Annotated in this window: 21 protein-coding genes; 6 read left to right on the top strand and 15 right to left on the bottom strand. The window is 59.6% G+C overall.

Annotation, left to right across the window (positions count from 1 at the left end; translation table 11 throughout):
• Positions 1 to 16: 16 nt before the first annotated feature.
• Genes U6037_RS13950 through U6037_RS13930 form a run of 5 tightly spaced genes read right to left on the bottom strand, consistent with a single transcriptional unit; the run spans position 17 to position 4,413 of the window.
• Positions 17 to 859: a hypothetical protein gene (locus U6037_RS13950; protein ID WP_322847183.1), complete on the bottom strand. Its 843-nt coding sequence runs from the start codon at positions 857 to 859 to the stop codon at positions 17 to 19.
• Between the two features lie 49 nt (positions 860 to 908).
• Complete coding sequence (locus tag U6037_RS13945) at positions 909 to 1,556, bottom strand: class I SAM-dependent methyltransferase (RefSeq protein WP_322847182.1); 648 nt, start codon at positions 1,554 to 1,556, stop codon at positions 909 to 911.
• A 36-nt stretch (positions 1,557 to 1,592) separates the two neighbouring features.
• Positions 1,593 to 2,735, bottom strand: coding sequence for a PQQ-binding-like beta-propeller repeat protein (locus U6037_RS13940; protein ID WP_322847181.1), 1,143 nt, complete (start codon positions 2,733 to 2,735; stop codon positions 1,593 to 1,595).
• Positions 2,729 to 3,163, bottom strand: coding sequence for a VOC family protein (locus tag U6037_RS13935; RefSeq protein ID WP_322847180.1), 435 nt, complete (start codon positions 3,161 to 3,163; stop codon positions 2,729 to 2,731). Before U6037_RS13935 ends, U6037_RS13940 begins: the two co-directional genes overlap by 7 nt.
• Positions 3,160 to 4,413: a tetratricopeptide repeat protein gene (locus tag U6037_RS13930; RefSeq protein ID WP_322847179.1), complete on the bottom strand. Its 1,254-nt coding sequence runs from the start codon at positions 4,411 to 4,413 to the stop codon at positions 3,160 to 3,162. The genes U6037_RS13935 and U6037_RS13930 overlap by 4 nt, the downstream gene beginning before the upstream one ends.
• Positions 4,414 to 5,183: 770 nt before the next feature.
• Between U6037_RS13930 and U6037_RS13925 the strand changes: the two genes are divergently transcribed.
• The gene (locus U6037_RS13925; protein WP_322847178.1) at positions 5,184 to 7,157 is read left to right on the top strand and encodes a GTP-binding protein; all 1,974 of its coding nucleotides are present in this window, start codon (positions 5,184 to 5,186) and stop codon (positions 7,155 to 7,157) included.
• A 3-nt stretch (positions 7,158 to 7,160) separates the two neighbouring features.
• Here U6037_RS13925 and U6037_RS13920 read toward each other — a convergent pair whose 3' ends face one another.
• The 7 genes from U6037_RS13920 to U6037_RS13890 form a co-directional block, all read right to left on the bottom strand.
• Complete coding sequence (locus U6037_RS13920) at positions 7,161 to 8,129, bottom strand: aldo/keto reductase (RefSeq protein ID WP_322847177.1); 969 nt, start codon at positions 8,127 to 8,129, stop codon at positions 7,161 to 7,163.
• A 103-nt stretch (positions 8,130 to 8,232) separates the two neighbouring features.
• Positions 8,233 to 9,579: a glutamine synthetase family protein gene (locus U6037_RS13915; protein WP_322847176.1), complete on the bottom strand. Its 1,347-nt coding sequence runs from the start codon at positions 9,577 to 9,579 to the stop codon at positions 8,233 to 8,235.
• 21 nt (positions 9,580 to 9,600) lie between these two features.
• A complete protein-coding gene (locus tag U6037_RS13910; protein ID WP_007913292.1) occupies positions 9,601 to 10,158 on the bottom strand; it encodes a helix-turn-helix domain-containing protein in 558 nt (185 codons plus the stop codon).
• Positions 10,159 to 10,171: 13 nt separating this feature from the next.
• Positions 10,172 to 11,461 (bottom strand): FAD-binding oxidoreductase, encoded by a 1,290-nt coding sequence (locus U6037_RS13905; protein WP_322847175.1) that lies wholly within the window; start codon positions 11,459 to 11,461, stop codon positions 10,172 to 10,174.
• A 128-nt stretch (positions 11,462 to 11,589) separates the two neighbouring features.
• A complete protein-coding gene (locus tag U6037_RS13900; protein WP_322847174.1) occupies positions 11,590 to 12,774 on the bottom strand; it encodes a DUF2252 family protein in 1,185 nt (394 codons plus the stop codon).
• A gap of 92 nt (positions 12,775 to 12,866) precedes the next feature.
• Positions 12,867 to 14,195 carry an ATP-binding protein gene (locus U6037_RS13895; RefSeq protein WP_322847173.1) on the bottom strand — a complete coding sequence of 443 codons (1,329 nt, stop codon included), beginning with the start codon at positions 14,193 to 14,195 and terminating at the stop codon, positions 12,867 to 12,869.
• Positions 14,192 to 14,914 (bottom strand): response regulator, encoded by a 723-nt coding sequence (locus U6037_RS13890; RefSeq protein WP_322847172.1) that lies wholly within the window; start codon positions 14,912 to 14,914, stop codon positions 14,192 to 14,194. Before U6037_RS13890 ends, U6037_RS13895 begins: the two co-directional genes overlap by 4 nt.
• A gap of 146 nt (positions 14,915 to 15,060) precedes the next feature.
• Between U6037_RS13890 and U6037_RS13885 the strand changes: the two genes are divergently transcribed.
• The 3 genes from U6037_RS13885 to proP all read left to right on the top strand — a co-directional run bounded on the left by U6037_RS13885 (position 15,061) and on the right by proP (position 17,757).
• The gene (locus tag U6037_RS13885; protein WP_242208351.1) at positions 15,061 to 15,372 is read left to right on the top strand and encodes a hypothetical protein; all 312 of its coding nucleotides are present in this window, start codon (positions 15,061 to 15,063) and stop codon (positions 15,370 to 15,372) included.
• The gene (locus U6037_RS13880; RefSeq protein ID WP_322847171.1) at positions 15,372 to 16,031 is read left to right on the top strand and encodes a DUF3313 domain-containing protein; all 660 of its coding nucleotides are present in this window, start codon (positions 15,372 to 15,374) and stop codon (positions 16,029 to 16,031) included. Before U6037_RS13885 ends, U6037_RS13880 begins: the two co-directional genes overlap by 1 nt.
• A 223-nt stretch (positions 16,032 to 16,254) precedes the next feature.
• Positions 16,255 to 17,757, top strand: coding sequence for a glycine betaine/L-proline transporter ProP (gene proP, locus U6037_RS13875; RefSeq protein WP_242208353.1), 1,503 nt, complete (start codon positions 16,255 to 16,257; stop codon positions 17,755 to 17,757).
• Between the two features lie 14 nt (positions 17,758 to 17,771).
• Here proP and U6037_RS13870 read toward each other — a convergent pair whose 3' ends face one another.
• The gene (locus tag U6037_RS13870; RefSeq protein WP_322847170.1) at positions 17,772 to 18,659 is read right to left on the bottom strand and encodes a LysR family transcriptional regulator; all 888 of its coding nucleotides are present in this window, start codon (positions 18,657 to 18,659) and stop codon (positions 17,772 to 17,774) included.
• Positions 18,660 to 18,758: 99 nt separating this feature from the next.
• On the opposite strand from U6037_RS13870, the gene U6037_RS13865 reads away from it, so the two are divergent.
• Both U6037_RS13865 and U6037_RS13860 read left to right on the top strand, forming a co-directional pair.
• Positions 18,759 to 19,421 carry an NADPH-dependent F420 reductase gene (locus U6037_RS13865; RefSeq protein WP_322847169.1) on the top strand — a complete coding sequence of 221 codons (663 nt, stop codon included), beginning with the start codon at positions 18,759 to 18,761 and terminating at the stop codon, positions 19,419 to 19,421.
• Between the two features lie 93 nt (positions 19,422 to 19,514).
• Positions 19,515 to 20,108 (top strand): hypothetical protein, encoded by a 594-nt coding sequence (locus U6037_RS13860; protein ID WP_322847168.1) that lies wholly within the window; start codon positions 19,515 to 19,517, stop codon positions 20,106 to 20,108.
• Here U6037_RS13860 and U6037_RS13855 read toward each other — a convergent pair whose 3' ends face one another.
• Both U6037_RS13855 and U6037_RS13850 read right to left on the bottom strand, forming a co-directional pair.
• Positions 20,109 to 20,675: a hypothetical protein gene (locus tag U6037_RS13855; protein WP_322847167.1), complete on the bottom strand. Its 567-nt coding sequence runs from the start codon at positions 20,673 to 20,675 to the stop codon at positions 20,109 to 20,111.
• 1 nt (position 20,676) lies between these two features.
• On the bottom strand, positions 20,677 to 21,465 hold the full coding sequence (locus tag U6037_RS13850; RefSeq protein ID WP_322847166.1) for a DUF2092 domain-containing protein: 789 nt from the start codon (positions 21,463 to 21,465) through the stop codon (positions 20,677 to 20,679).
• Between the last annotated feature and the right edge of the window lie 10 nt (positions 21,466 to 21,475).

Here is a 21,475-nt window from a genome sequence, read left to right as displayed (position 1 = left end):
CTGTATGTTGGCGTACTCAGCCACGGCGAGCCAGCAGTTGATCGTGATGGGCTTGCACAGACAAACCGTCGTCGATCACCAGGCAAACCGCAGGCAACAGGCTCGATTGCGCCAACAGGCCGAGGCCGAGTACTTCTTGCAGTTTGAAACCGGCCGCCAGCAGCATCGCCTTCGTCCGACCGACGTCAACCGTGATCAGGTGCACCAGACACGGCGCCGCCATCAACGCGGTCGACGCGTTGTCGGGTAATGTCTGACGATCAAGAAAGGCCAGACGCTGCTGGCCGATCATCAAGCGTCCCGGCTCCATTGCGATGCTGACCCGGTCATCCAGGTGTGTGAAGTAATGGTGTTGTTCCTGCTCGGGCCGGGCACAGAGCAAGGACACCCCGCCGAGCGCAAACAAGCCGTTATCCGAGACTTGAGTGGCAAGGTCGCCACCGATGCCGCGCACATACTCGATGAGCGACAGACTGACATCGTCCGTACCGCCAGCGGGTACGTTGGCGATCAGCCAGGCCGGCGCCGTCTCCCCCGCCGGAGCCTTGGCCGACAGGGTCAGGGCCGCGCGTTGCGAGGGCAAAAGGCACGCCAGATGTGCCACCAGATCCGTTGAACACAGCCAGATTGAACAACCTCGATCGCTCCCCTCCAGATTGCCCGAGCAGAACTCCAGGTACCCGCCGTTCAGCCGGAAGAATGCGCTGACACGGCCATCATCGTGACGCACTTGTCGCGTATGCGCCGTAAAGCCTGCACGGGTGAACTGGCCGATGACCTCATCGAACAGGCCTTGCGACACAGGGTAGACGACGTGATCCAGATGGGAAATCACCGGCGCCTTCCCGGCAAAGCGCATGGCTCACCCGCTACACCTGGCGACTGCCGCAATGGTTTTTTGCGCTGCGTCACGCGGCTACGCCTGTCGAGGCTTTTGTACCTCGGGTGCAGAGCGTTACGCCATGCTCGTGCACGCCACCACTTTTTTCCTCTTGGCTGACACCTTGCAGGCCCGCCGCTTTGAAGGCTTCGAGGAATCGGCTTCGTGGCCAGCGTGTCAGCTTGACCTCCAGCTCTTGCTCCCATCCCTGCGACTCTTCGCTTTCTTCGTAGTAGTCCACCATGACAATCAGCTCGCCACCGGGCGCCAGCAGGCCGGCGGCTTTTTCGATAGCGGCGGTGACGTCTTCGAAGTAATAGAACACCTCCATGGAAAAAATCAGCTCAAACTGCATGCCCGCCGGCCGCTGCCAGTTCATGAAACTCTCGACATCAATGTCGACATTGCGGCAGTCCTGGACTCTGGCTCTGCACATGCGCGCCATTTCCTGACTGAGCTCCACGGCACGGCAATAGCCTTTGGCAAACTTCGAGCGGGCCATGTACTCCAGGGCATATCCGTTGCCCGGACCGATCTCCAGGTAGCGACCTGCAGAGGGTTCAAGCGCGGACAATACCGGTTCGACCCGCGCCCAATGCTCGCGGGCCATGTCCACCGCGCCATCCTCGATGGCCCACTCGTCGAAGAGCGTCTCGACTTCCAGTTCGTGACTCATCCAACACTCCTGTTTACTGCCGGGGTTCGATCCACGCTAGCGGATCCATTGATAAAAATGCACAGCGTTACGGTGCGAGCCAATTACCAGGTGCCCATCATCAGTGAGCAACGGCGAAGAATGAAATCCCGTGTCGTGCTCCAGTTGCCACAAGGTTTGTCCGCTATGTTGGGCCAGGCAGTGCAAGCGCTCATCGGTGCCGACGAACAACGCGTCGCCGCTTGGCAGCACGGTGAAGGGTGTGTAGCGGAATTCGCAGGCGAGATTGACCCGCCACAACATCTTCAGGCTGTGCAGATCAATGCCGTACACGTGACCGTCATTGCTGCCGACATACGCCACACCTTCGGGCGACAGGCTCGGGCAGGACACCACGAAACCGTCGGTGTGAAATTGCTGCAGCACCGTGCCGTCGGCAGCATTGAAGACAATGATCTTGCCGTCGACTTCGGTGCCGATGATCCCGCGTCCCGAGGCATGGTCGATCGCAGCAGTGCCTTCAAACCGGCTGGTTTCGGTGATTCTCCAGCGCTCCTCGCCTTCGGGGCTGAAGCACATCAGCACATTGTCCGTACCGACGATGACATTGCCGTTCCCGTCCAGTGCCGGTGAACTGTAGAGGTCGTCCTCAACCTGATCGTCGAAGGATTGCTTCCACAGCAACGTGCCCGAAGCATGATCGACGGCGTAGAGCGTATGGTCGTAGCTGCCGGCGTAGACGATATCCCTGGCCGAGTCGATGGTCGGGCTGGCGTGAAACGGCCCCTGCGCCTGAAACGTCCACAGGCATTCGCCGTCACGGGAGATGCGACGTAGCAGATGGTCCTCGCAGCCCACGACGAAACTGCCGTCTGCCGACACGGCTGGCGAGCTGTAGACCGGTCCCTGAGTCGCAAACCGCCACTGTGGCTCGCCGTCACTCAAGCGTACGCACTGCAAGCTGTTATCCCAGCAGCCGAACAGAATCCGGTCATCAGCGATCCTGCCGGGAATGCTCCATACCCTCTCGTCGCAGGACACCGTGCGTTGAAAAGTCGGAGGCGCCTGCCAGTCCTTGTGCGAGCTTTCATGCCAGGGTCTGTGACTGCGCAGCGCCTGGTTGTTTTTGTACCAGGTGCTTTGCAGGTGCTGCGCATACACCGTTCCGGGTGCCGCGCGATCCGCGGTAACGCTCAGCATGAGGTGTACCTGGCACTTTCGATGCCGCCGCCGTACTTCTCGGAGATTTCGACCTTGTAACCGTTAGGGTCAATAAAATAAACGGAACGTGAAGAATGATATTGAACTTCATAGTCCGGCAGTAACTTGACGCCATGATCGCGAAGTTGCGTCAATACTCGATCAAAGTCCTCCACCAAAATCCCGAAGTGAGTAATTTCCAGTCCGTCGTTTTTTACGCCGCGACCTTCTGCATACTCATGCATGCACAAATAAAGTGTTTCATTGGCCCCGATCGTCATCCAGCGAGTAAATGCGCGAATACCCACCTCCTTGACTTCGAAGCCAAACACTCGCGCATAAAAATCGCGACTCTCTTCAATGTCAGCGACGTCCAGCTGAATATGATCCACAGCGACTATCCTGATCTTGTCAAGTACGACGCTCATTGGACTAACCCTCGATATTCGTCGGGCAATATACCGTCAGCATGCCAGCGGTCGATGCAGGACTTGAAGTAAGGCAACTGTTCTGGAACATGTTCCAGGGCCACTCCATAACCGGCGACGCCTGCGGATATATTGGTTGTGTCCAGCGACAAGGTGCCCTTGAATGCCGCCAATGCCTGATCGAAGTTACCCATTTGCTGGTGACAGGCACCGATCATGTACTGCGAGTAAGTCACTCGTGGAAAACCGATATCGTAAGCTTGCTGGTAACGTTGCAACGCACGCTGCCATTGCTGATCCTTGACTTCGATCTCGGCAGCCTCGTGGTAGGAGATGCTCCAGTGGGGATCGTAGGCGATCAACTCGTCAGCCACCTGGCGGGCCCTCTCGATGTCGCGGGCGACATAGAGCATTTCCTTGAGCTTGGATTCATAGACAGTCTTGCGCGCTTCCCTTGCCGGGATACTCGCGCCTTTTTCACCACGGATGACCGCATCGGCATATTCTTCGGCCAGCAGCATGTATTGCCGCGTGGTTGCCACATCGCCCCGGGCTGCCGGCACCATGGCCAGTCCGCGATAGAACGATGACAGCGAAACCAGATCCACCGGCGCGTCGCTTGAGGCAATCTGCCGGGCGGCCTTTTCGCCAGCGTCGATGAACCATTTGTTCAACTCATCATCGATGGAGTCGCCCTTCAATTTCCAGACAATCGCCTGCGAGCAAACGTCCAGAACCCGGGACGGTGGCATACGCTGAGCCTGCAGCAATGCTTTGAGCGCAGTGAAGTCTTCCTGATGCGATGTGGTCATTTCAAGACGGTTCTGAATGGCGAACCGGGTCAGATGAAATGTCACACGCTGGTCGGGAAACAGTGCCTCGTAAGGGATTTTCGTCAGGACCTGATTGGCGTAGCGGTACCTGCAACTGGCCGCCAGACATTGCGCGAGGCTCAATTTCTGCACTGGCGGGGCCCACTCCAGCATGTCGGCCAACCACTTGACCTTGGTCACCGGGCCATCCATCGGGTAGGAAAAAAACTCCAGTTCGTCGACACCTATGGCGTGGCGCTGCGCCACCTCAATCAACGTCGAGGGTTCAAGCAGTTGAGGCACCCGATAAGGCACCTCATCGAAGTTCTGTTCTGCCAGGCCCGCACACACGGAGCGCGACCAGTTCGTCGGATGGGCGCCTGAGTCATCATAGAAAAACACGGCGCGCGAAAACGCATCGTCCAATTTGCTGTGCATATCACTTTCCCTAATGACATGTAGAAACTGCGCTGTCGAGATTAAATACGGCCGAAGCAACGCTTCGGCCGTACCTCACAAGACACCGGTATCTTGTGTACAGCGGACAATCAGAGGATGAACAGTGCCGAAAGAATTCGGTTCTGTACGCTATTGAACTTAATCATGTTGAAGCTCCTTTTTTGAAAGTATGCATGGCGTATCCATGCGATTCCGTTACTTCATTCGCAGCCAAGTCTTTCAACACGACCGGAATAAAAGTTACCGCTTCTCAGAGGATGAACAGCGCCGACAGCATCCGATTTTGTACGCTTTGATATTTGATCATTTCACTATCTCCATGTGATTTAAAGTTTGCTGCAAATTGCAGCGCCGTAAGATTTAGCTGTCATCCGAAGATACGTCAAGAAGGTTTTTGAAAGGCTCTTGCCAGGGCAAAACGAACCTTCCAGTTAGTTCCAATGGCGTTTTTTGACGTGTATCAATGGTTTAAATGAAAAATAACCCGATCATGTTTTTTGCGATTTGTGACGGTGTACAGAAAGTTACCCGCCGTCGCGCCTCGAGAATTCGGCACCTTCCGCGTTGAAAGGTACAACAGAAACAAATTGCAACAGTCCGTGGTGAATTGACGCACCTGCAAACCTCAACTAGTTTAAACAACCGTCAGCGGTGGTAACTGGAAGTATCCGCCGTGAGACAGCGCATTCGAATGGAGTTCGACCGGCCGACACCCGCCTCGTCAGCCGTATGATCAGGAGCGATCAACCATGAAGTCCCTTAATCTGGGAATCCTCGCGCACGTCGATGCCGGCAAGACCAGCCTTACCGAACGGATCCTGTTCGATGCCGGTGCGCGTCTGCGCCTGGGCAGTGTGGATTCGGGCAACACCTGCACCGACAACCTGCTACTGGAACGGGAACGCGGCATCACGATCAAATCCGCCGTGGCCTCGTTCGAGCTCAACCACCTGCTGGTCAATCTGCTGGACACCCCCGGACACCCGGATTTCATTGCCGAAGTGGAGCGTACGCTTGCCTTGCTGGACCTCGCCGTCGTCGTGGTGTCGGCCGTCGAGGGGGTTCAGGCGCAAACCCGAGTACTGGTCAATGCCCTGCAACGCATGGCGATACCTCATGTGTTCTTCATCAACAAGGTTGATCGCAAAGGCGCCGATTTTCTGCGCACCCTGGAGGCTCTCGAAGTACAACTCAAGAGTCGCCCGTTAGCCTTGTGCGCTGTGCATGAGGCCGGAACGGCGCAGGCGACGGTCGAGCGCTCTGATCCGGCGTCAGCCGAGGTCGCGTCACAGTGGCTGGACGTGTTGTGCGAACACGATGAGACGTTGTTGCACGACTACGTGACGGCGGCGCAAACAATCGAAAGTTCGCGCCTTGAGCAAGCAGTGCGCGAGCAACTGGGCAGAGGACTGATCAATCCGGTGTTTGCCGGGTCCGCCATTACTGGAGTTGGTGTCGCACAGATGATCGAGACGCTCACGCGGTTGGCCCCGGCCAAATGTCACGATACCGAGGCGCCCGTGCTCGCCTCGGTATTCAAAATCGACCGGGGCTGGGGTGGGCACCGGCGTTTTCATGTTTGCGTCCAGGCCGGCACGCTGCACGTACGCCAATCGATCGAGACGCCGCTAGGCACCAGCAGAATCACCGCCATTCAGGTCTCCGAGAGCGGCGGTCTGCAACCGGCAACCCTCGCCCGCGCAGGCCAGATCGCTTGCATCACCGGGCTTGAAGGCGTGCGCATCGGTGATCAGATCGGCGCGTGCAAAGAACGGAACACCGCCGCGCACACCTTTACCCCACCGGCGATCGAAACCCATGTTTCAGCCGCTTTGCCAGCGCAGACCAAAGCCCTCTGGGAAGCATTGAGCCTGCTGGCAGAACAGGACCCGCTGATCGATTTGCGTCGAAATCCAGCAGGGCAAATGTTCGTCTCGCTGTACGGCGAGGTGCAAAAGGAGATCATCCAGGCCACGTTGCAAGAGGAGTACGCCATAGAGGCGGTCTTCGAGGAAAGCTCGGCGATCTGCGTTGAAACCCTGCAAGCGTCTGGTCAAGCCCAGGAATCTATCGATGAACCCGACAACCCGTTTCTCGCCACCGTCGGTATTCGTGTCAGTCCCGGGGCCGCGGGCTCGGGGCTCACGTTTATTCGGCAGGCCCATGCCGGGCTGATGCCGACGAGTTTCTACAAAGCGATCGAAGAATCCGTCTTCGAGAGTCTCAAGGAAGGCCCGTGCGGCTGGATGGTTCACGATTGCGAGGTGACATTGACCACCGTCGACTATGCATCGCCCTCAAGCACTGCGGCTGATTTTCGACACCTCACACCGCTGGTACTGGCTGCAGCGATCACTCGCGCCGGCACCAAGGTCTGCGAGCCACGCAGCCAATTCAGCATCGAAGTGCCGGCGGCCATGAGCAGCGCGGTGCATGGTTTGCTGGCCAAGGCAGGAGCCACAATCCATGGCACCACGCTGGACGCAGAGACCGCGCGGATCGAAGGCTCGATCGTCACCACGCGAATCTACAAGTTGCAGCACCAGATACCCGATGTCACCAGTGGCCTCGGTTTTATGGAGAGCCAACTGGCCACGTATACGCCGATCGCGGGTACCGCGCTTCGACGGGAGCGCACCCTGGCCAACCCTTACAACCGCCAGGATTACCTGCGGCAAGTCAGACTGGGCTTGCGCGCCGGACGGCCGGCGAGCAGTGCTTGATGGCTAAGTAACCGGCGGCTGGCTGATCTGGTTGAGATGACTGACATCGGCGGCCGGCAGGTGCAGTTGCGGGGACGCCATGATCTCGCGCAATTGCTCGACAGTACTGGCCCCCACCACGGGCGCCACCACCGCTGGTTGCGCCAGCAGCCAGGCGAGTGCCACTTGCGTACACGTACTGTCGCAGTCCCGCGCAATCCGACGCAGTGATTCAAGGATCTGCCAGTTGCGCTCATTGAAGTAGTCTCTCTGTACACCGGGCGCGCGCGGAGAATCCGGCAATCTTGCCTGCGGGTGGTACAGGCCAGACAAAAAGCCCTTGGCGAGCGGGTTGTACGGCAACAGCCCGACGCCCTCTTCCACGCACAATGGCTGCAGTTCGGATTCGACTCGACGCCGTTCGAGCAGGTTGTAGCGCTCTTGAACACTGACATAGCCGACCAGTGCGTTGCGCTCGCTGATCGCCAGTGACTTCATCAGGCGCCAGGCCTTGAAGTTGGAGCAACCGATGTAACGCACCATCCCCCGCTGCACCAGATGTTCGAAAGCGCGCAGGGTTTCTTCGACCGGAACGTCATCGTAGTCATCATGGGCCTGATACAAATCGATGCAGTCGACTTGCAAACGCGCAAGCGAACCCTCCACAGCCTTGACGATATGTCGCCAGCAAAGCCCCTCGTCATTGGGCCCGGCCCCCATGCGCCCGGACACCTTCGTTGCAAGCAATACCTGGTTGCGGCTGGCCGTGGTTTTCAACCAGCGCCCGACGAACTCTTCCGAGGCCTTGCCACCGACACCGTCGCCCAGGACCGGGTAGACATCCGCCGTGTCGATCAGGTTACCGCCCGCTTCGACATAGGCATCGAACAAGCGGCGTGAAGCAGGCTCATCCACCCACCAGTTGCATTGCGCGGTTCCCATCGCAATTGCGGAAACCTTGAGTCCCGAGCGTCCCAGTCGTCTGTAGTTCATGATCGATATCGCCGTCCCTGTTACGAAGCTTCCATGATGTCGCGGGGCAGTATAGTGGAGTCGCGGCGCCTGCCCCTTTCAAGGCTGACTGCTTTTGCAGGTATCACAAATACCACCGATACTCCCGCGCACTGATGTCCTGCATAAACGCCAAATGATCCTGGCGTTTATTCTCGCAATACACGTCGACAAACTCAGCGCCCAATCCTTCACGCAATTGCGGTTGATGCTGCATCGCACGCACGGCCTCGAACATCTCCTTGGGGAAATCAATCCCGCTGCTGCGATCTTCGTTCAGCGGCGCAATGGGCTCCTTGCCCGATTCCAGCCCATGCTCCAGCCCCACCAGAATCGCCGCCAGCACCAGATACGGATTGGCATCCGCGCCCGCCAAGCGATATTCAACCCGCAAATTCTTCGCGTCCGACTCGGGAATGCGCAAGCACGCATCACGATCCTCAAATCCCCAACTGGCTTTGGTTGCGGTGTTCACCGTGCCGCCCAAGCGGCGCATCGAGTTCTGGTTCGGCGCGAAGATCGGCATGCTGTGCGGCAGCAATTCCAGACAACCGGCGACCGCGTGGCGCAACGCCTGTTGCTGATTCGCGGCCAGCAGATTATTGCCCGCCGAATCGTAGACGCTGACATGCACATGCATGCCACTGCCGGGATGTTGCAAGTACGGCTTGGCCATGAAACTTGCACGATAACCGTGTTTAAGCGCAACACCGCGCGTGCTGCGGCAGAACAACGCTGCCCAGTCGGCCGCACGCAAGCCATCGTCGAGGTGGCTGAAGTTGATTTCGAATTGACCGGGACCGAGTTCAGCGGTAATCACCGTGGCGTCGATGCCCTGCACCCGCGTCGCTTCGACCATGTCATCCAGCACCGGCGCGAAACGTGAGAGCCGTTCGATGTGCAGGTTCGGTTGATCATCGGCATCGTCAGTCAGGTCGTCGCGGGGGAATTGCGGCAGGCCATCGCGCAGCTTTTTGTCGAACAGATAAAACTCCAGCTCGAACGCCACCACCGGGTGAATGCCTTTGCGCGCCAGGCGCTTGAGCACCTGCGCGAGGACTTCACGGGGTTCGAATTCGATTGGTTTTTCGGTGCCGTCCGAGGTGATCAGCATTTGCCCCAGCGGCTGCGCCTCCCACGTCACCGGTTTTAGTGTGCCAGGCACCAAGCGGCGCACGGCATCCGGGTCGCCGTCGTTGAAGCAGTAATCGCCAATCGGGAACAAACCGCCCTGCACGCCCAGCAACACACAGTTCTGCGGCAACTTCAGGGTGCTGCCGGCGGCGACTTTTTCGAGCATGTCGATTGGATAACGCTTGCCATAAAAGTGCCCGGGAATGTCCAGGGAAATCAGGTCGACATAACGCACTTCGGGGTAGCGTTGGCGAAAGGCACGCACTTCGGCAAGCAGGTCAGCGCAGACAGCGTCCATCGTGTTCATCCTTTGTTGTGATCAGGTGTAGACCCAGAGCACGCGAGTCAGCTGCTCAGTGAGGTTGCCGTAACGGCAGCGGGTATGACTGTCGAACTGAAAGCTGTCGCCGGCTTTCAACGTGGTCGGTTCTTCGTCGTCGCCCAGCCATAAGGTCAGCTCGCCTTCAAGGACGTAACCGCCCTGCTCCGAGCTGTCGGTCAAATGGCGGTCGCCGCTGCTCGCGCCGGCTTCGAGATGACTTTCGAGCATGGAGAACGACGCGCGAATCTGCGGCGACACCAGAATGTCGGTGATGCCGTTGGCGTAATACAGCGTGCGGCGCTCGTCCGGGCGCGTCACCCACGGCAATTCCTTGGGCTTGGGCAGGCTGTAGAAATAGGTGGTCGGCACGCCAAAGGTTTCACTGATCGCGGTCAGATCCGCCACGGTCGGCCGCGACAGTCCGCGCTCGACCTGCGAAAGGAAACCCACCGAACGGCCGATCTTGTCCGCCAGCTCTTTCAGGGTCCACTTCTTGTGCTTGCGCAGGTCGTGGATGAGGATCGCCAGCGCGGCGATTTCTTCTTGCTTGTTCATGGTCAAAGTCTCATCAAATGCTGTCGCGCAGCCGATACCAGGCCTTGCCGATGGCCTCCAGCGGTGCTGCGAAACACTTGCCACCGGGGAAGCTGCCATTGCTCAAGCCCTGATACAGCGCCAGTTCATCGGCATCGCCAAGTATCGCATCGGACACTGCGCGCGCTGCAGCCAACGTCGGCAACACGCCGTGGCCCGAATAGCCCTGCAGCCAATATCGATTGCCCGCGCCGCCGACATCAGGCGTGCGGTTGATCGTCAGATCGATATGCCCGCCCCAGGCAAACTCGATGCCGACGCCTTTGAGCTGGGGGAATACGCGTTCGAGAAACGGCCGTGTTGCCGCAGCGATGTCCTTGGGCATGCCGCCCAGATAAGTGCAGCCGCCGCCGAACAACAAACGGTTGTCCGGCGTGCGGCGGAAGTAATCGAGGACGAATTGGTTATCGGTCACACAGACGTTGCGCGGCAACAGCGCGGTGGCTTGTTCGGACGTCAGCGGCGCGGTGGCGACCTGATAAGTGCCCACCGGCAGAATGCAACGGGACAGTTGCGGGTCGAGTTCATCGAGATAAGCGTTGCAGGCAAGCACCAGCACATCGGCGCGCACCGAGCCGCGCTCAGTGTTGACGCGAAAACCTGCGCCCTCCTCCTGATAACTCAACGCTTTGCTTTGTTCATGGATACGTCCGCCGGCGCGCTCGATGGCGGCCGCCAGACCCAGCGCGAGTTTCAGCGGATTGAGGTGCGCGCCGTGCGGGTCGTAAAGCCCGGCCTGATAACGATCAGTGGCCAGCCATTCCGGCAGTTGTTCTCGAGGAATGAACTGCAAGGCATCATGACCCCACTTGTGACTGGCTTCGTGTTGCCATTCCGTCAGCAGGCTGACCCGGCGCGGCATCACCGACGTCCACAAATGCCCGGGCCGATAGTCGCAATCGAAACCATGCCGTCCGGGCAACTCGCATAATTCCCCAGCCGCCCAGCGCATGCCATCCCACAGCCGTTTTGCCCGCTCATAACCGAGCGCAGCCTCCAACGGCGGCATATCACACGACCAGCCGAGAATCGCCTGCCCGCCGTTACGACCCGACGCCGCCCACGCCACTCGACTGGCTTCCAGCAACATCACGCGCTTGCCAGCCAATGCCAGACGCAACGCCGTGTGCAAGCCACTGAAGCCTGCGCCAATGATCACCACGTCAGTGTCATGTTCGCCTTCCAGAGTCGGTCGATGGCTCAGAATATCGGCGCAACTGTGGGCGTAGTAGCTGTCAACGTGCTGGCTGGATTGCTGAAACATGGCGGCCTCATGAAATTTATTTCTTATAATTTCATGAAAATCTACAGAATAAATTTCACGCCGGCAACCCGCCTTATTCAGTCACGCCGGCATGACAGGTCTGCGCGCGTTGATAACGCTGGGCACGATCAATGCTGTAGCGCATAGCGCCGGCAATGTTCCAGATAGCCTTTTTCATGATTGCCGACCAATTGCACGACGCTGGTCCACAGCCACGACGGCGCATCCAGACGTTTCGAGCGGCAGGTTTGCAAGTCCGCCATCCACTCGGACCGGGTCGTCAGGTCCATTTGCCGGGCATGCGCCACACCGACGACCTGTGCCAGGTAGCCCGCCGCGAGCATCGCATCGCGCTGACTCAACTGATCGAGTTCCAGCTTCATGTCTTGCGGCAACAGTTCGCGGACGAAAAAGCCGTGATCGAGCATGCGTGTCGCCAGCATCCGGTTGCCCAGCCCGGGTGAAAGAAACCGCGCGCCTTCGACCACCCGTTTGCCATTGTCGCGTGGCATGGCTGCACGGGCGGCGCGCGGTGCAGCAGCGCCGACGGCTTCTTTGATATCGAGCAGGCAATATTCCTCGTCATCGCCCTTGCCCACGCCCAGCAGCACCGCATAACGCTTTAACCCCAGCGAACTACAACCCTTTACCCAATACGCCGAGTCGAGCATTTTCACGCGATCATCCTGTGAGCGGCCCTTCAACGACGTCACTAGCGTGTGGATTTCGGGGGTGGCGCAGAGAGTTTTCAGCGCGGCGCGCTCATCGCGCGATAGCGCCCAGAATTGTTTGCCCAGCGGAATGGTTGGCTTGGTGCTCTCGATGCGCTCCTCGGCCAAATGCTTCCAGGTGCGCTGCACGGCACTGCGCATACCCGCTTTGACTTGCGCCGGCCGCGGTGGGTCTTCCTCAAGATCGCCGTCAAAGGCTTGCTCGTAACCGCGCATCATTTCTTCGAGCATGCGTGCGGTGGCCACGCCGGGCAGATCGGAGCCGCGCGCTGCTGTCGCGAGTGAAAGCGCCAGGCGCACCAGATCATGCGCCGGGTTACCGATCACGGTCTGATCAAGGTCACGAATATAGATATCGATCTGCCCTTTGAGGTCCCCGGTCGGGCCCAGATTGCCGGCATGGCAATCGCCGCAGATCCACACCGCCGGGCCTTTGGGCAGGCTGCGGCCCGGTTGGCTGTGCAGCCATTCGTAAAACTGCACGGTGCTGCCGCGCACATAAGCGTGCGCGGATCGGGCCATTTTCAGATTGCGCAGTTGTGACAGCGGTTCAAGTCGGGCGGAAGGACGCGGGGTTTTCATGGGCACTTCTTATGCGGGATGTGAGCTGTTGACCGCTCGCGACGCACGAATGTTTCAAAGTGTTTCAGAGAAATTCGTAGAAGCTACCCGCCCTAAAGTGGCAGTTCTACGCACGCCAGTAATCCTCCACCGTGGCGGTTGCTCAGCGTCAACTCGCCGCCTTGTTCGCGCGCAATTGCCCGCGCCGCCGACAACCCCAGGCCTACGCCTCCGGTGTCGCGGTTGCGCGAAGCCTCCAGACGGAAGAACGGATCGAACACCTGCTCCAACGCCGCTTCGGGAATACCCGGGCCTTCGTCGCTGACTTCGATGCAGATCGAATGATCGTCACGCTTCAACGCAATGACCGGGCGCTGCGCATACTTCAGCGCATTCTCCAGCAGATTGACGATCACCCGTTTGATCCCCAGCGGCCGGCCTTCGTACACCAGATGCGCGGGGCCATCGAAGCCGACGTCGAGGTGCTGGTCACGGTAATCGTCGACGATGGTCTGCAGCAGCTCCGACAGATCGAACGCCGTGGTCTCCTCGCGATGCGTGTCTTCGCGGAAAAACGCCAACGCAGCGTTGATCATCGACTGCATCTCCTCGACGTCACGAATCAGTTTGCCCTGATGATCGAGGTCTTCCATGAACTCACTGCGCAGGCGCATGCGGGTCAACGGTGCACGCAGGTCGTGGGAAATTGACGCGAGCATGTGCGTGCGCTCGGCGATGAAGTGCTGGATCTGCGCCTGCATGGTGTTGAAGGCGATGATCGCCTGGCGAATTTCGTCCGGGCCTTCGAGCTTGATCGGCGGTGCGCGCAGATCGGTGCCGAACCGTTTGGCGGCCCGCGTGAAACGCTGCAAGGGGTTGGCCAGTTGCCGGGTGGCGACCCAGGCGACAAGCAACGTGGCAATCAGTCCCAACGCGATGACGATCGCGATACGCACGCCAAATTCCAGGCCCCAGCTGCGCTCCGGCGGGATAAATGACAACCAGCTGCCGTCGACCAATTGCACGACGGCGGCGTAATGCGCCTGGGGACTGCCGTTCGGCCAGTCGCCTGGGCTGAACACCTCGATTTTTCGATCACTGCCCAGCAGTTGCTGCATCACCGGCACTCTGCTCGCTGGCAGGCGAAGGCCGTCATTGGGCAGATCGAAGTCGGCGCGCTGTGCTTTCCACGACACTTGCAGCATGGCGCTGCTCGCCGCTGTGGCCAGTTGCGGGCGCAGGTTGGCCGGGGCTGCTTCGATCACCCGCGAGGTCGCGGCAATCTGCTCCAGCAGGCCGGTGCGTTCGATCGGTGGCCGCGCCCAGATGCCGGCGACTTGCACGAACAGCGCATTCAATGCCAATGAAGCAATCATCGCCGCCACGATAGTCAGGGCGATGTGCCGGCGCAGTGTATCGGCGCGAAATAGCCGGCGGATCACGAGCGGCTGACCTTGGCGGTGAACAGATAGCCGCCGTTGCGCACCGTACGAATCAGGTCAGGTCGCTTGCTGTCCGGTTCGATCTTGCGACGCAAGCGGCTGACTTGCACATCGATGCTGCGATCGAACGCGTCATGACCGTGGCCGTGGGTCAAATCGATCAACTGCTCGCGGGTCAGAATCCGCTGTGGATGGTCGAGGAACACCACCAGCAGATCGAACTCGCCACCGGACAGCGGAATCATCACGTTTTCCGGTGAGCGCAGTTCGCGACAGGTGATGTCAAGATGCCAACCGGCGAAGGCGATCACCGGCCGCGAAGGCTCAACCGCTTGGGGCTGTTCGCCGGCGCGACGTTGCAAGGCACGCACCCGCGCGAGCAATTCCTGCGGCGCAAAGGGTTTGGTCAGGTAATCGTCCGCGCCCAGTTCCAGACCGACAATGCGATCGCTCAGTTCGGCCATGGCCGTAAGCATGATGATCGGAATGCCCAGTTGCGCACGCACCTTCTGGCACAGGCTCAGACCGCTTTCGCCGGGCATCATCAGATCAAGAATGATCGTGTCCGGGCGCTGCTGCGCAATGGCCGCCCACATCGCCTCGCCATTAGGGGCAACGTCGACCTCATAGGCGTGCTGCACGAAGAACTTCTTCAGCAGCGCGAGAATTTCCACGTCGTCGTCGACGAACAGCAGTCTGCTCACAGTGACAGGATCCATGCACCAAAAAGAGCCAATCTAAAGCCATTCATCGCGCCGGTCATTTATTTCAATCGAGCAACATTCCTGCGCGCCAGACATCAAGCGGACATCCTCCGGCAAAACCGCGCGGGCACTCTGCAGGTATTTCCAGCGGGGGGATTGGCATGAAGGTATTGAACAGCAAACCGGGCGTTACGCAGCACAACGGCAATCGGCCGTTGATTCTGAGCCAGCGCACCGCTGCGCTCGGCCCGGACACACCGGTGGTGTTTCAGGAATCGTGCATGGGGGTTTCCAGTGATCAGAGTACGGTGGTTTTACGCCGCTACTTCGAGCATTTCAGCCCGACCAATGCGCACTGGGTGGAATACGTGCACAGCGTCAGCACCGCCGATCTGATGAACTGGATCATGGCCCACGGTCGATTGCACATCGAGTGCTCGGACAACCTGGCGCAAAACAAGGAAGCGGTTTGATGTCGCGCATTCATTCGCTGTCGCTGTCGATTGTTGCCACGCTGAGCCTGGCGGCGTGCAGCAGCAAAACGCCGGAACACAGCGGCTTTCTGCATGACTACAGCGTGTTGACCGAGCGCCAGTCGCCGTCCGGGCAACCCGTGTTGGCGTGGGTCAGCCCGGCCCTCGCCCGGGGTCGATACACGCAGGTTTATCTGGCGCCGAGTCAGTTTTATCCGGGTGCCGAGCCGACGCAGCGGATTCCCTTAAGCACGCTGTCCGGGGTTACCGACTATTACGACGCGGCGCTGCGAGTGGAATTGGGCAAGGTCATGCATCTGGTCAGTCAGCCGGGGCCGAACACCCTGGTGGTACGCCCCGCCATTACCCAGGTGGCGACCAGCACTCAGGGTTTGCGCTTTTATGAGTGGCTGCCGGTGACCCTTGTCGCTGCGGGTGTGAGCACGGCGACCGGCATCCGCGATCAGGACAGTCAAGTCGCCACCGAAGTGTCGTTCGAGGATGGTTCGACTGGCGAAGTGATTGCCGAATTGGTGCGCAAAGGCACCGGCGTGCCGCTGGAAAACGACAAGCAAGTGTTGACTGCCGATGACGTCAAAGTGGTGCTGGATGGCTGGGCCAGCGACCTCGGTAAATCCTACGCAACCCTGCGCCGGTAGCATTACCCTGTAGGAACTGCCAAAGGCTGCGATCTTTTGATGTCGCCCTTTAAAAGCAAGATCAAAAGATCGCAGCCTTCGGCAGCTCCTACACAGGTGCTCCAGGAAAAAAAGCAGCGAGCAGTGAATTATTTCGTGTCCTCATGTATCTGAGCCAAAGAGCACGCGCCATCAAATAGATGGCATCTACGCGGCACGATGGATCAGCAAAGAGAAGACCCGGATGAAATCACGCAAGAAAACCGTCAAGCCGATCGGCCTGAACGACATCACCATTGTCGACGACGCCAAGATGCGCAAGGCGATCACCGCCGCCGCACTGGGCAACGCCATGGAATGGTTCGATTTTGGTGTGTACGGCTTCGTCGCCTATGTACTCGGCAAAGTGTTCTTCCCCGGCGCCGACCCCGGCACGCAGATGATCGCCGCGCTGGCGACGTTCTCGGTGCCCTTCCTGATTCGGCCGCTGGGCGGCTTGTTCTTCGGCGCCTTGGGCGACAAGTACGGGCGACAGAAAGTCCTCGCCGCGACCATCGTGATCATGTCGCTGAGCACCTTCGCCATTGGCCTGATTCCGTCCTATGCCTCGATTGGCATCTGGGCACCGATCCTGCTGTTGCTGGCGAAAATGGCCCAAGGCTTCTCGGTGGGCGGTGAATACACCGGCGCGTCGATCTTCGTCGCCGAATACGCGCCGGACCGCAAGCGTGGCTTCCTCGGCAGCTGGCTGGACTTCGGCTCGATTGCCGGTTTCGTCCTCGGTGCCGGTGTGGTGGTGTTGATCTCGACGACGCTGGGCGAAGCCAAGTTCGAGGAATGGGGCTGGCGTCTGCCGTTCTTCCTCGCCTTGCCGTTGGGCATGATCGGTCTCTACTTGCGTCACGCCCTGGAAGAAACTCCGGCGTTCCAGCAGCACGTCGAAAAGCTTGAGCAAGGCGATCGCGAAGGGTTGGCCGGCGGCCCAAAAGTCTCGTTCAAGGAGGTCGCGACCAAACACTGGCGCAGCCTGATGACCTGCATTGGCGTGGTGGCGGTGACCAACGTTACCTACTACATGCTGCTCACCTACATGCCGAGTTACCTGTCGCACAACCTGCACTACAGCGAAAACCGAGGCGTGCTGATCATCATCGCGATCATGGTCGGCATGCTGTTCGTGCAGCCGGCGATCGGCTTTATCAGCGACAAGATCGGCCGCAAACCTTTCATCGTCGTCGGCAGCATCGGTTTGTTCATTCTGGCGATTCCGGCGTTCATGCTGATCAACAGCGGCAAGATCGGATTGATCTTCGCCGGCCTGCTGATGCTGGCCGTGCTGCTGAACTTCTTTATCGGCGTCATGGCTTCGACACTGCCAGCGATGTTTCCCACGCACATTCGCTACAGTGCGCTGGCGGCGGCTTTTAACGTTTCGGTATTGATCGCCGGCCTGACCCCGACCGTGGTCGCCTGGCTGGTCGAAAGCACCAACGATCTGTACATGCCGGCGTATTACCTGATGGTCATCGCCGTGGTCGGTCTGGTCACCGGCGTAACGATGAAGGAAACCGCCAACAAGCCGTTGCGTGGTGCCGCCCCGGCCGCGTCCGACCTTGAAGAGGCCAAGGAACTGCTGCAAGAACACCACGACAACATCGAGCAGAAAATCGAAGACATCGATGCTGAAATCGCCGCGCTGGAAGCCAAACGCAAGGAACTGGTGCAGCAGCATCCGCGAATTAACTAAGCCGGGTGCCGCGGTCAGGCAAAGCGCCTGACCGCGGCATCGATGAACTGGCGAACTTTCGCGGTCTTCTGCCGATGCGCCGTGTACAACAGATGCATTTGTCTGCTCGGCGCCTCGAATCCCTCCAGCAATCTGACCAATTCCCCCCTGCGCAACGCCGGCTCAAGAAAGTCGGCAGGCCCCAGCACTACCCCGAAACCATCAACCGCCGCTGACAACAACGCCTTGCTCTCGTTGACGTGCAGGCGACTGCTGACCGGCACGCGCTCGACCTCAGCGCCATTGAAAAACGACCACTCATGGTCGGCAGGCCGTGACCAATAGGCATAACCCAGGCACTCATGCTGTTGCAGATCGGCGGGCACTTGCGGCGTGCCGTGTTCGGCCAGATAGCGTGGCGCCGCGCAGACGATCAATCGATACGCAGCCAATGGCCTCGCAGTCAGACTGGCCGTGGCCAACGGGCCAATCCGAAAAGCCACCTCAAACCCATCCTCCACCAGATCCACCGCGCGGTCGGTCAAGTGCAGGTCGATTTCCACCTCGGGGTACTCGCGCAAGAACGCGGTCACGAACGGCATCAGACTGTAAGAGCCAAAGCTCACCGGCGCGCTGACCCTGAGCTTGCCGCGTGGTGTGTCGTTCATGACTTGCGCCAGTGAGTCAGCGGCTTCAGCCTCACCGACGATGTGCTTGCAGCGCTCGTAGTAGGCCTGGCCCAGCTCCGTCAGGCTCTGCCGGCGCGTGGTGCGATTGAGCAACCGAGCACCGAGCCGCTGCTCAAGGGCAGCAACGTGCTTGGCGACCATTTGCGCTGACATGTCCAGGCGTTGCGCGGCGCTGGCGTACGAGCCGGCTTCGGCCGCCATCACGAAAGCCGCCATGCTAGTCAGCCGATCCATTCGATACTCCTGTTAGCGAAAGTAAGTAACAGAGTGCGATTTATCTGCACCTGGTCAGGAATCATCATAGTGGCTCCCCACCTGACAGAGGAACACACCATGCGCATTGGAATCGTTGGAGCCGGCTTCATCGGGCGCGCTGTCGCGCAAATCGCCCTCGCCGCCGGGCACGAAGTGCTGCTCAGTAACTCACGCGGCCCGCAGACCATGAGCAGCGTGCTCGCCGGCATCACCGGCTGCCAGATCGGCACGGCCGAACAGGCCACACAGTTTGCCAACGTGGTGTTGGTGGCCATTCCCTACGAACACATCCCGAGCCTGCCGCCGGCGTGGTTCGAAGGCAAAACCGTGCTCGACGCCAACAACTATTACCCGGATCGCGACGGCCACATCGCTGCGCTCGACACGTTCCAGAGCACCACCAGCCGCTTGCTCGCCGAGCATTTGCGCGGTGCCACGGTGGTCAAGGTGTTCAATGCGATCCTCGCCGCAGACTTGCTTACGGATGGCCGCCCGCATGATTCCACCGAGCGGCGCGCCCTGCCCATCGCAGCGGATGACGCGCAGGCCAAGGCGTTGGTCGCGGGTTTGCTGGATGACCTCGGTTTTGATGCGGTCGACGCCGGAGGCCTTGATGAGAGCTGGCGATTCGAACGGGCGAAACCGGCTTATTGCGCGCCGCTGGACAAGTCCGGGCTGGAAAGAGCCTTGGCTGCCGCCGAGCGCGAGGTCGAATTACCCTTGGGCAGTTGGCGCCGCTGATAACGCTCGCTCGTTCCGGCGCTCTGGCGTTGCGGCAGGTGGACAGAGATCAGCTAGCCTTGAATCCGATCGCACGTCATTCAAGGAGCCGTCATGTTCAAGTTCATCAAGACCACCGTGATCGGCGGGCTGCTGTTCATCCTGCCGTTGGTGCTGATTGTCGTGCTGATCGAAAAAGCCATCCACCTGCTGCGCGGGCCGGTGGAGAAGTTGTTGCCGATGTTCAAGGGCTATGACGTCGCGGGCGTGACACTGGTGAGTGTGGCGACGTTGTTGGGGTTGATCGTTTTGTGTTTCCTCGCCGGGTTGCTCGCGCGTACATCAGCGGCGGCACGGGCGATGGAAGCCACCGAGAACAAGCTGCTGAGCAACCTGCCGGGTTATCAGTTATTCAAGGACACCACGGCGCGGTTCGCCGGACTGGAAAACGAGGACGGTTCCAAGGTGGGGATCATTGCCGAGGGCGAAGGTTATCGGCTGTGCCTGATCGTTGAGAGCGTGGATGACTGGCTGACGATTTTCATGCCCGACGGAGGACCGGCCGGCGGCACCGCCGGTGAAGTGCGGCTGGTGCCCGCCGCCCATGTCATCGTTACCGATCTGTCGTGGCTGACCCTGGCCACCGGGTTGCGCCGTGGCGGCCGTGGCATGCTCGCGCAGATGCAACCCTGGGTGCCGAAAAGCTGATCAAGGCGCGTTGACCACCACATACGTGACATCACTGCCCTGATACTGCGGCTGATACCAGGTCGAGCCGCATTGCATGTAGGCGACGTTGTAGCGAATCACCTGCACGCAACTGCTGGGCATTTGCGCCGGGGTGAAGATCGCGCCTACCACCGCCGCTGTCACGGCGACCGTGGCCGTCACTGCCGCAGCGGTCGCCACCGGATGATAGTGATCGTCGTAGCCATAACGGCCATGGCCGTCGACATCAATGTCGACATCGCGACTGTTGTCGATGTTGACGTTGCGGTTGCCGTTGTTGACGTACTTGCGATTGCCGACGTTGTTGCCGGCATTCACCCGATTGCCCGAATTGACCCGATTACCGGCATTCACGTGATTGGTGCGCTGCGGCGCATTGATCCGCTGCGCCCGTTGCGCATTCGGTGCTGGCGCGCGGTTGACGTTGGCGCGGGCATGTCCCTGAGCGCGTTGTCCCCGGGCATCGGCTTCTGCGACATAACCGGCGGTCAGCAGCGTGGTGGCGGCCAGCGACAACAACAGAGTCCACGTCATCGACTTGTTCATGTCACTGCCCTCCCTGATCGCTTGCTTGTTTAAACGCAATCGCCACATCGCCCTTGCCCGGTTTGAAGGTGAATTGCGTGTCCGGGATGGTCGGCTTGAGGTTCCACTGATATACCGCACTGTACTCGGGGAAGCTCTTATCGTCGGTGGTGGTGATCACCAGTTTGCACGGCAAGGGTTTGTCGGAGCGGGTCAGCCACAATTGCCAGTCGATACCCTCCTGGCGAAATGCCAAATGGTCGCAGAGCTGGCCCTTGATGACCGACGGGCCGACGTACAGTGCGGCTTTCAAGGCGTCGATCTGCGCTTGGTCACTGCCGAACAGAAACAGATCCTCCATCGGTACCTGCACACCGTAGAAGTTCTCGACCTTGTGCAGGGTTTCCGCGACGGTGGCCGGGGCATCGACGGTGGTGTAGTACTTCAGGTACGGCGAATACTGGGTGAGCTTTTTGCCGTTATAGAAGAACTCGCGGGTGCGCACATCGCCTTCGCTTTTCGCATACAAACGATCATGGCCTACCACTTTCAGGGTGTTGGCGGACTCGGTCTTGATCTTCTGCCCGGACTCCAGAACCGTGTCGCGCGAGACTTGGGCATCGACCTGAAATTTCGGAAGGCTGCGCAGGTAGTTGCCCATGTCGATCAGCTTGTCGACCACTTGCGGGTTGATCAACGGCGCATCGTCCGTGGCCTCGGCAGCGGGCGCAGCCGGCGGGTCTTCAGCGCGGGCTCCCGGCGCGAGCACCAACGTGAACATCAGGCAGACAATACTGGCTGGGGCTTTCATCGGTTGCGCT

The organism is Pseudomonas sp. B33.4 (assembly GCF_034555375.1).
GTDB lineage: Bacteria > Pseudomonadota > Gammaproteobacteria > Pseudomonadales > Pseudomonadaceae > Aquipseudomonas.
This window is presented reverse-complemented; position numbering and strand designations above follow the sequence as displayed.